Source organism: Streptomyces flaveolus (genome assembly GCF_014648815.1).
Classification (GTDB): domain Bacteria; phylum Actinomycetota; class Actinomycetes; order Streptomycetales; family Streptomycetaceae; genus Streptomyces; species Streptomyces flaveolus.
Map to the genome: position 1 here is coordinate 277,166 of NZ_BMRV01000011.1, position 9,376 is coordinate 286,541.

Below are 9,376 nucleotides of genomic sequence, written 5' to 3' on the forward strand. Positions count from 1 at the left end.
GCCCGGCGCGCGTCCCGGGGAATCGCGCTGCCCGTTTCCGGATCATCCATCCGAAAGGCCATGGGGCCATGCGCAGCACCTCCCTCACCACCGTCCGCAACCTCGGCATCCTCGCCCACGTCGACGCGGGCAAGACCACCGTCACCGAGCGGATCCTCTACGCCACCGGCACCACCTACAAGCGCGGCGAGGTCCACGACGGCACGACCGTCACCGACTTCGACCCGCAGGAGCGCGACCGCGGCATCACCATCTTCGCCGCGGCCGTCAGCTGTTCCTGGGACGGCCACCGGATCAACCTGATCGACACACCGGGCCACGTCGACTTCGCCGACGAGGTCGAGCGGTCGCTGCGCGTGCTGGACGGCGCGGTCGCCGTGTTCGACGCCGTGGCGGGCGTCGAACCGCAGAGCGAGTCCGTGTGGCGGCAGGCCGACCGGCACGGCGTGCCGCGGATCGCGTTCGTCAACAAGATGGACCGGGCCGGCGCCGACCTCGACGCGGCCGTCGCCTCCCTCCGCGAACGGCTGCACCCCGCGCCGCTCGTCGTGCAGCTGCCGATCGGTGCGGAGGACGGCTTCACCGGCGTCGTCGACCTGCTGCGCATGCGCGCGCTCGTGTGGGCGAACGGCGCGGAGACGCCCGAGGAGCAGCCGGTGCCGGACGCCCTGCGCGAGGAGGCGGCGCGCAGGCGACGGGTGCTGGAGGAGGCGGTCGCCGAACGCCACCCGGCCGCGCTGGAGGAGTTCTGCGACCGGGAGACGCTGACCGCCGCCACCCTCGCCGCGGCGCTGCGCGACCTGACCCGCGCCGGCGACGCCGTAGTGGTGCTGTGCGGCTCGGCCTACCGCAACCGCGGCATCGAGCCGCTGCTGGACGCCGTGGTGGCCTACCTGCCCTCCCCGGTGGACGTCCCCCCGGTGCGCGGCACGCACGACGGCACGGAGCAGGAACGGGCCGCCGACCCGGCCGCGCCGCTGGCCGCCCTGGCGTTCAAGGTCAACGCGACCCCGACGGGACGGCTGACGTATCTGCGGGTGTACTCGGGCACGATCGAGAAGGGAGACGCCGTGTGGGACGCGGGCACGCGCCGCACCGAGCGGATCGGCCGCATCCTGCGGGTGCGGGCCGACCGGCACGATCCGCTGGAGCGGGCGGTCGCCGGGGACATCGTCGCCGTGATCGGACTGAAGTCCGCCCGCGCCGGCTCCACCCTGTGCGCGCCGGGCGCCCCGCTCGTCCTGGAACCTCCCGGCGTGGCCGAACCGGTCGTGCACGTCGCCGTCGAGGCACGTCGGTCCGCCGACACCGACCGGCTGGCCTCCGCGCTCGCCCGGCTCACCGACGAGGACCCCTCGCTGGCCGTGCGGAGCGACCCGGAGACCGGGCAGACCGTGCTGTCCGGCATGGGTGAACTGCATCTGGAGGTCGCGGTGGAGCGCGTCCGGCGCGAACACGGCATCGAGGTCGCCGTGGGCCGCCCGGGTGTGGCGTACCGCGAGACGGTCGGCGAAGGCGTGGCCGGTTTCGTCTTCCGGCACGTCAAACAGGACGGCGGTGCCGGGCAGTTCGCGCATGTCGTGCTGGACGTCGAGCCGTGGCACGAGGGCGGTTTCGTGTTCCGGTCGGCGGTCGTCGGCGGGCACGTACCGCAGGAGTTCGTCCGGGCCGTCGAGGCCGGCTGCCGGGACGCCCTGGCCGAGGGACCGCTCGGCGGGCACCCGGTGACCGGCCTGCGGGTCACGCTCACCGACGGCCGGACCCATGTGAAGGACTCCTCGGACACGGCCTTCCGCACCGCGGGGCGGCTGGGCCTGCGCGACGCCCTGCGGGCCTCGGCGATGGTCCTGCTGGAGCCGGTCGTGGAGGTGACGGTCACCGTGCCCGAGGACGCGGTCGGCGGGGTGCTCGGTGACCTGGCCGCCCGCCGCGGCCGGGTCACCGGTTCCGACACGCGGGCCGGTGCGGCGGTCGTCACGGCCACCGTGCCGCTGGCCGAGCTGTTCGGCTACGCGACCCGGCTGCGCAGCCGTACCCAGGGCCGCGGCACCTTCACCGCCCGGCCCACCGGCTACGCACCGGCGCCGGCCGTGACCCGGGTGCCGTAGGGCACCGGACGGTTCCCTCCCCGAGCGGGAGGGGACCGTCCCCGGCAGGCGCCGTCAGGGGTACGACACCACCGTCGACGGCACGGTCGACGGTGCGGACGTGGGCGCGCCGGTCTCGTCGACGACGTACTCGCCGACGTACTCCGGAGGGCTCGGGCGCGGCGGGGGCGTGGGAGAAGGGGGTATGGGGGGCGGCCCTCCTTGTTCGGGAAGTGAACGTAGTGGGGACGGGGGGAGCGCTCTCCGGCTGTGCATGCTTCATCCACGTGCACAACGCGTCAACGGTTGCGGGCAGTTCTGTGGCATTGAGTTCAACCAGTGCGTACGTCGGGCCCGTTGATCCTTCTGCCGGTTCCCTTGACACCCTCCCGTCGCGCCCCCAACACTCCCAGTCGGGAGAGCGCTCTCCGAGATCCCACCGACCTTCCCAGGAGGTCTCCATGCCACGGAGATCGAAAGTTCTGTCCGGCACCCTCGTCGCGAGCGCGTTACTGCTGACCTCGATCGGCGTCGGCACGCTCGCCGTCGCCGCGGACACCCCGGCACCGGCCGCGCACGCCCATGGGGCCGGCGCCGGACACCCCATGGCCGCCTCGACCGCCTCCTCGCCCGAGGACCCGGACGGCGACGGCTACATCCCCGCGAACCCGCAGGTCACCGGCGTCAGCCCGTCCACGAAGGAGCCGCCGCACCGCTACTTCCACGAGTTCCAGGCCAACTGCTCGGTGACCCACACGGCGCCCGACGATCCGATCGTCTACCCGCAGCAGCCCGGCACGTCCCACGACCACACCTTCATGGGCAACACCACGACGAACGCGTACAGCACGACGGCCTCGCTCGACGCGGGGCCCACCACGTGCCGCGCCCCCGGCGACCGGTCGGGGTACTGGATGCCGACCATGTTCAACGGTGACGAGCCGGTGCTGCCGGTCGGTCCGCAGACCATCTACTACAAGGCCGGCGTCACCGACTACACCAGCGTGCGGCCCTTCCCCAAGGGCCTGCGGTACGTCGTCGGCAGCCCCCTGCAGAGCGCCCAGGAGTTCCGCGACCACCCCGGCTTCGTCGAGGGCTGGGAATGCGGTGACAGCTTCTTCAACGTCGCCTTCCCCGCCGACTGCCCGTCCCGTCCGGACGTCCAGGTCAACATCCGTTTCCAGGCGCCCAGTTGCTGGGACGGCAAGCACCTCGACACGCCGGACCACAAGAGCCACATGGCCTATCCGGTGGTCAACCCCGGTACCAACAACAACATCTGCCCGGCCAGTCACCCGGTCGCCCTGCCGATGATCGAGTTCAAGATGGCCTTCCCGGTCAACGGCGACCTCTCGCGGGTCCGGCTGGCCAGCGGTCCGAGCCACTCGTTCCACTACGACTTCTTCAACGCCTGGGACGAACCCACCCTCGAGGCCATGGTCGACCACTGCATCGTCGGCGGCCTCCAGTGCAACGCACGCGGCTACGACGAGACCCACCCCGAGGCCGGCGCGGCCCTGAACGAGCACTACGAACTGCCCTGACGCGCCCTCCCCCCACCTGGCCGGCGCCCGGACGACGAGACGGCCCCACCGAACGGGCCGGCCCGACCGTCCACGCCCCGCGACGGCCGGGGCCGCCCCCACCCCGCACCCGGAGACCCGATGAGCCGACCGCCCACCCCTGCCCGGGGAGTCACCGCACCCCTGACCGCCGCCCTCCTCGCCGCCGGCGCCCTCGCCGCCCTCCCCGCCCCGCAGGCGCACGCCGCAGGCAGCGTCGTGAAGGTCACCGGCGGCCAGGGAGACTGGCAGCTGACCGTGAACGGCAGCCCGTACCAGATCAAGGGCCTGACCTGGGGCCCCTCCGTCGCCGACGCCGACCGGTACATGCCCGACCTGAAGTCCATGGGCGTCAACACGATCCGCACCTGGGGCACCGACGCGAGCAGCAGGCCACTGTTCGACTCCGCCGCCGCACACGGCGTCAAGGTCATCGCCGGCTTCTGGCTCCAGCCCGGCGGCGGCCCGGGCAGCGGCGGCTGCGTGAACTACCTGACCGACACCGCGTACAAGGACCGGATGCTCGCCGAGTTCCCCCGGTGGGTCCAGGAGTACAAGGACCACCCCGGCGTCCTGATGTGGAACGTCGGCAACGAGTCGGTGCTCGGCCTGCAGAACTGCTACAGCGGCGACGAGCTGGAACGCCAGCGCAACGCCTACACCACCTTCGTCAACGACGTCACCCGGAAGATCCACGCCGTCGACCCGAACCACCCGGTCACCTCCACCGACGCCTGGGCCGGCGCCTGGCCGTACTACAAGAAGAACGCCCCCGACCTCGACCTGTACGCCGTCAACTCTTACCACGCGGTCTGCGACGTCCGGACCGCCTGGGCGCAGGGCGGCTACACCAAGCCCTACATCGTCACCGAGTCCGGCCCGGCCGGTGAGTGGGAGGTCCCGGACGACGCCAACGGCGTACCGGAGGAACCCACCGACCAGGCCAAGGCCGAGGGCTACACCGAGGCCTGGAACTGCGTCACCGGACACCGCGGCGTCGCCCTGGGCGCCACCCTGTTCCACTACGGCACCGAGTACGACTTCGGCGGCATCTGGTTCAACCTGCTGCCCGCCGGACAGAAGCGGCTGTCCTACTACGCCGTGAAGCGGGCCTACGGCGCGGACACCTCGCGCGACAACACCCCGCCCGTCGTCACCGGCTTCGGCGTCGAGGGCGACGCGGGCAAGGTCCAGGCGGGCAAGGACCTGGTGCTCACGGTCCGCGCCGACGACCCGGACGGCGACTCCCTCGCCTACGAGGTGCTCACCAACAGCAACTACATCGACCAGAGCAAGCAGCTGACGCCGGTCCCCTTCACCGACCTCGGCGGCGGGCGCCTCAGGCTCACCGCCCCCGACCGGCCCGGTGTGTGGAAGCTGTACGTCAAGGCCACCGACGGCAAGGGCAACGTCGGCGTGGAGACCCTCTCGGCGCGGGTCGTGCCGCCCGCCGTGGACGGCACGAACGTGGCCCTCGGCAGACCGGCGACCGCCTCCTCGTACCAGGCGAGCTACGGCGGCTGCCCCTGCACCGCCGCCAACGCCGTGGACGGCAACCCGGACACCCGCTGGGCCAGCGACTGGAGCGACCCGCAGTGGCTGCGCGTGGACCTCGGCACACGCACCTCGTTCCGCCACGTGCAACTGCACTGGGAGTCCTCCTACGCCAAGGCCTACACCGTGCAGACCTCCGACGACGGGAGCAACTGGCGGACCGTGCGCACGGTGACCGACGGCAACGGCGGCGTCGACGACCTCGACGTGACCGGTACCGGCCGCTACGTCCGCGTCAACGGCACCGCGCGCGGCACCGGCTACGGCTACTCGCTGTACGAGTTCGGCGTCTACAACTGACCAGCAGTCACGATGAAGGGTTGACCCGGGTGGGGACGAGCGAGGCGGACATCGACCGGCTGCTGGGCAAGCTGACTCCGCGCGCCCGCGCGCTGCTGCTCAACGGCGCCACGACCTGGCGCACCCGCGCAGAGCCGGGCGTGGCACTGCGCGAGCTGGCCATGTCCGACGGCCCGGCGGGCGTACGGGGGCAGTCGTGGGACGAGCGCAGCACCTCCGTGCTGCTGCCGTCCGCCACGGCGCTCGCCGCCACCTGGGACGAGGAACTCGTCCAACGCCTCGGCGGCCTCCTCGCCGCCGAGGCACGGCGCAAGGGCGTGCACGTCCTGCTCGCCCCCACCCTCAACCTGCACCGCAGCCCCCTGGCCGGCCGGCACTTCGAGTGCTTCTCGGAGGACCCCGAGCTCACCGGCCGCATCGGCGCCGCCTTCATCCGCGGAGTCCAGGACCAGGGAGTGGCCGCGACGGCCAAGCACTACGTGGCGAACGACTCCGAGACCGACCGGCTCACCGTCGACGTACGCGTCGGCGAGCGCGCCCTCAGGGAGGTCTACCTCGCCCCCTTCGAGGCCGCGGTGGCCGCCGGGGTCGGGCTGGTCATGGCCGGCTACAACGCGGTCAACGGCACCACCATGACCGCCGGCGGCCTGCTCGCCGACCCGCTGAAGAGCGAATGGGGCTTCGACGGCGTCGTCGTCTCCGACTGGGGCGCGGTGCGCGAGACCGTGGCCACCGCGTGCGCCGCTCTGGACCTCGCCATGCCCGGGCCCGACGGTGCGTGGGGAGAGGCCCTGGCCCGGGCGGTGGCCGACGGCAGCGTGCCCGGGGCCGCCGTCGACGACAAGGCGCGCCGCCTGCTGCGGCTCGCCGCCCGCTGCGGAGCACTCGGCGAGGAACCGCCGCCCGCCCGGGCACCGGTCCGCACCCGGCGGGCCCGGGCCCTGGCCCGGCGGGCGGTCGCCGCCGGCGCGGTCCTGCTGACCAACAAGGACGTCCTGCCGCTCGACGCCGACCGTCTCGGGACGGTCGCCGTGATCGGCGCGCACGCGGCGCGGACCCGCACCCAGGGCGGCGGGAGCGCCGGCGTCTTCCCCCAGGACGAGGTGTCCGTCCTGGACGGCGTCCGGGCAGCGCTGCGCGGCCGGGCCCGCGTCGTCCACGTCCCGGGCCCCCGCCCGGACGGGCCGCCGCCCCCGCTGGACGCCACCGTGTGCACCGACCCGCGGTCCGGCCGGCCCGGCGTCCTGCTGCGCATGCTGGACGCCACCGGCGCCGAACTGTACGCCGAACGACGTGGCGTCGGACGGCTGCTGGAGCCGCGGCTGGTGCCGGGGTCGCACACCGTCGAGATCAGTGCCCGGCTGCGCCCCCGCACCGCGGGCCGCTGGACCCTGGGCGTGGCCGGCTTCGGCCGGATGAGCCTGAGCCTGGACGGACGGATGCTGCTGGACGGTGACTTCCCGCCGGCCACCGACGACCCGGCGGTCGTCCACGTCAACCCGCCCGCCCGGTACGCCGGCGCCGACCTGGCCGTCGGGCAGGACACCCTGCTCGTGGCGCGCCGCGAACTGGCACCGGGAACCGGCCGGGCGACCGTCGTCAGCGCCGCCCCGCCGGCCCCGGACGTCGCCGCGTCCCTGGCCGAGGCGGCCCGCGCGGCCCGGTCGGCGGACGCGGCGATCGTGGTCGTGGGCACCACCGAGAACGGCGAGTCGGAGGGCTGCGACCGTACGGATCTGGCCCTCGGTCGCACCCAGGACGCGCTGGTCCGGGCCGTCGCCGCCGCCAACCCCCGCACGGTCGCCGTGGTCAACAGCGGCGGGCCGGTCGAGATGCCCTGGCGGGACGCGGCGGGCGCGGTCCTGCTGGCCTGGTTCCCCGGCCAGGAGGGCGGCGGCGGGCTGGCCGACGTGCTCTTCGGGCGCGCCGAGCCGGGAGGACGGCTGCCCACCACCTGGCCGGCCGTCCTCGCCGACGCCCCCGTCACCCGCACCCGCCCGGCCGGCGGCCGCCTCGCCTACGACGAGGGCCTGCACATCGGCTACCGCGGCTGGCTGCGCGAACACCGCACCCCCGCCTACTGGTTCGGGCACGGACTCGGCTACACCACCTGGGCCTACGAGGAGCTGGCCGTACCCCCGGTGACACGGGCCGGGGGCGACCTGACGGCGCGGGTGCGGGTGCGCAACACCGGGGACAGGGCGGGCCGGGAGGTCGTACAGGTCTACCTCGCCCGGCCTGCCGCCGTGGTCGAGCACCCCGAACGGTGGCTCGCCGGGTACGCGGCGGTCCACGCCCGGCCGGGGGAGGCGGTGACGGTGCCGGTGCGGGTCCCGGCGCGGGCGCTGCGCCACTGGTCGGTGGCGGAGCACGCCTGGCGCACGGAGGAGGGCCGCTGCCGGGTGCTGGCCGGGCGGTCGGCGGGCGATCTGCCGCTGGCCGCGGAGACGGCGGTCGTCGTGCGGGGGTGACGCCGCCGCCGGGACGGGTGAGCGCGACGGGAGAGCGTGCGGGGAAAGCGTGCGGGGAGAGCGTGCCGGGAGAGCGCTCTACCACCGCTCGGCGCCGCCGTTTAGGGTGCGGGCATGAGCAGACAGGCCCCGACCCTAGAGGACGTGGCCCGGGAGGCCGGCGTCTCCCGGGCCACCGTCTCGCGGGTGGTCAACGGCGTGCGCAACGTGGACCCGGCCATCCAGGACCTGGTCCGCCGTGCCATCGAACGCACCGGATACGCCCCCAACCAGGCCGCCCGGCAGCTGGTCACCCGGCGTACCACGACCGTGGCACTGGTGGTCTCCGGCGCCGGGGACGCGTCGGACACGGAGCAGAACGCGTTCGCCACCCGGGTGTTCGCCGACCCGTTCTTCGGCCGGGTCGTCGGCGGCGTGGTCGGGCATCTGCGACCCCGCTCGATGCACCCGGTGCTGATGTTCGCCGAGACGCCCGAGGCCCGGCAGGAGGTCGTCAGGTACCTCAGGCAGGGCGGCGCCGACGGTGCGCTCGTCGTGTCCACGCACCCCGACGACCCGCTGCCCGCGCTGCTGGCCGGCGCCCGGCTGCCGGCGGTGCTGTTCGCCCGACCCGGGCGCCCGGTGCCGCTCAGTCACGTCGACCTCGCCCACCGGGACGGCGGGCGGCTCGCGGCCGAGCACCTGCTGGCCCGGGGCTGCCGCCGGGTCGTCACCGTCGCGGGGCCGCTGGCCGTCGCGGCGAGCCAGGAACGCCTGGCCGGATTCCGGGACACCCTGGCCCGGCACGGGCATCCCCCTGTGCCGGTGGCCGAGGGCGGCTTCACGGTCGACAGCGGCATGGCGGCGATGAGCGCCCTGCTCGGTGAACACCCCGGCCTGGACGGGGTGTTCACCGCCAACGACCTGATGGCCCAAGGGGCCGTCCAGGTACTGCGCGACCACGGACGCCGGGTGCCCGAGGACGTCGCGGTCGTCGGCTTCGACGACTCCAGTGTGGCCGTCACCTGCCGGCCGCGGCTGACCACCGTCCGGCAGCCGGTGGAGGAGATGGCGGCCACGATGGCCCGCCTGCTCGGCGAACACATCGACGGGACGCGCGGCGAGCCGACTTCGGTGATCTTCGAGCCGGAACTGGTGGTCCGCGACTCGGCGTGACCACCGGGACGCCGGGGGGCCCAGGGGAGCGGGGTGCGGGCCCGTCGCCTTCATGTCGGCGGCCGACGGCGAGCGGGCGGTACGGCAGGCACACCCCGGCCGACAGCGCGGCGGAGGGCGGCCCGGTTCCGCCCCCTGGCGCCGGCGGGGTGCTGTACGCGGGCAACAGCCCTGTTCTCGCGGGGGTGTTCACGGCGGGCGGCCGGTCGCGTCCGGACGGTGGGCGGCTTCGCGGCGCACGATCGTC

The 9,376-nt window shown here is 74.2% G+C and carries 5 protein-coding genes; all 5 read left to right on the plus strand.

Annotated features, from left to right (window positions below; genetic code table 11):
• Positions 1-68 precede the first annotated feature (68 nt).
• On the plus strand, positions 69-2,108 hold the full coding sequence (gene fusA, locus IEZ05_RS24930) for an elongation factor G (RefSeq protein WP_189232469.1): 2,040 nt from the start codon (positions 69-71) through the stop codon (positions 2,106-2,108).
• Positions 2,109-2,548: 440 nt separating this feature from the next.
• Positions 2,549-3,631 carry a DUF1996 domain-containing protein gene (locus IEZ05_RS24935; RefSeq protein WP_189232470.1) on the plus strand — a complete coding sequence of 361 codons (1,083 nt, stop codon included), beginning with the start codon at positions 2,549-2,551 and terminating at the stop codon, positions 3,629-3,631.
• A 120-nt stretch (positions 3,632-3,751) separates the two neighbouring features.
• Complete coding sequence (locus IEZ05_RS24940; protein ID WP_189232471.1) at positions 3,752-5,503, plus strand: discoidin domain-containing protein; 1,752 nt, start codon at positions 3,752-3,754, stop codon at positions 5,501-5,503.
• Between the two features lie 29 nt (positions 5,504-5,532).
• A complete protein-coding gene (locus tag IEZ05_RS24945; protein ID WP_189232472.1) occupies positions 5,533-7,974 on the plus strand; it encodes a glycoside hydrolase family 3 C-terminal domain-containing protein in 2,442 nt (813 codons plus the stop codon).
• Positions 7,975-8,088: 114 nt separating this feature from the next.
• Complete coding sequence (locus tag IEZ05_RS24950; protein ID WP_189232473.1) at positions 8,089-9,129, plus strand: LacI family DNA-binding transcriptional regulator; 1,041 nt, start codon at positions 8,089-8,091, stop codon at positions 9,127-9,129.
• Positions 9,130-9,376 lie beyond the last annotated feature (247 nt).

Excerpts from the sequence above, each read along its gene's own strand:
- fusA (WP_189232469.1), top strand. The coding sequence starts at position 69 with ATGCGCAGCACCTCCCTCACCACCGTCCGCAACCTCGGCATCCTCGCC.
- IEZ05_RS24935 (WP_189232470.1), top strand. The coding sequence starts at position 2,549 with ATGCCACGGAGATCGAAAGTTCTGTCCGGCACCCTCGTCGCGAGCGCG.
- IEZ05_RS24940 (WP_189232471.1), top strand. The coding sequence starts at position 3,752 with ATGAGCCGACCGCCCACCCCTGCCCGGGGAGTCACCGCACCCCTGACC.
- IEZ05_RS24950 (WP_189232473.1), top strand. The coding sequence starts at position 8,089 with ATGAGCAGACAGGCCCCGACCCTAGAGGACGTGGCCCGGGAGGCCGGC.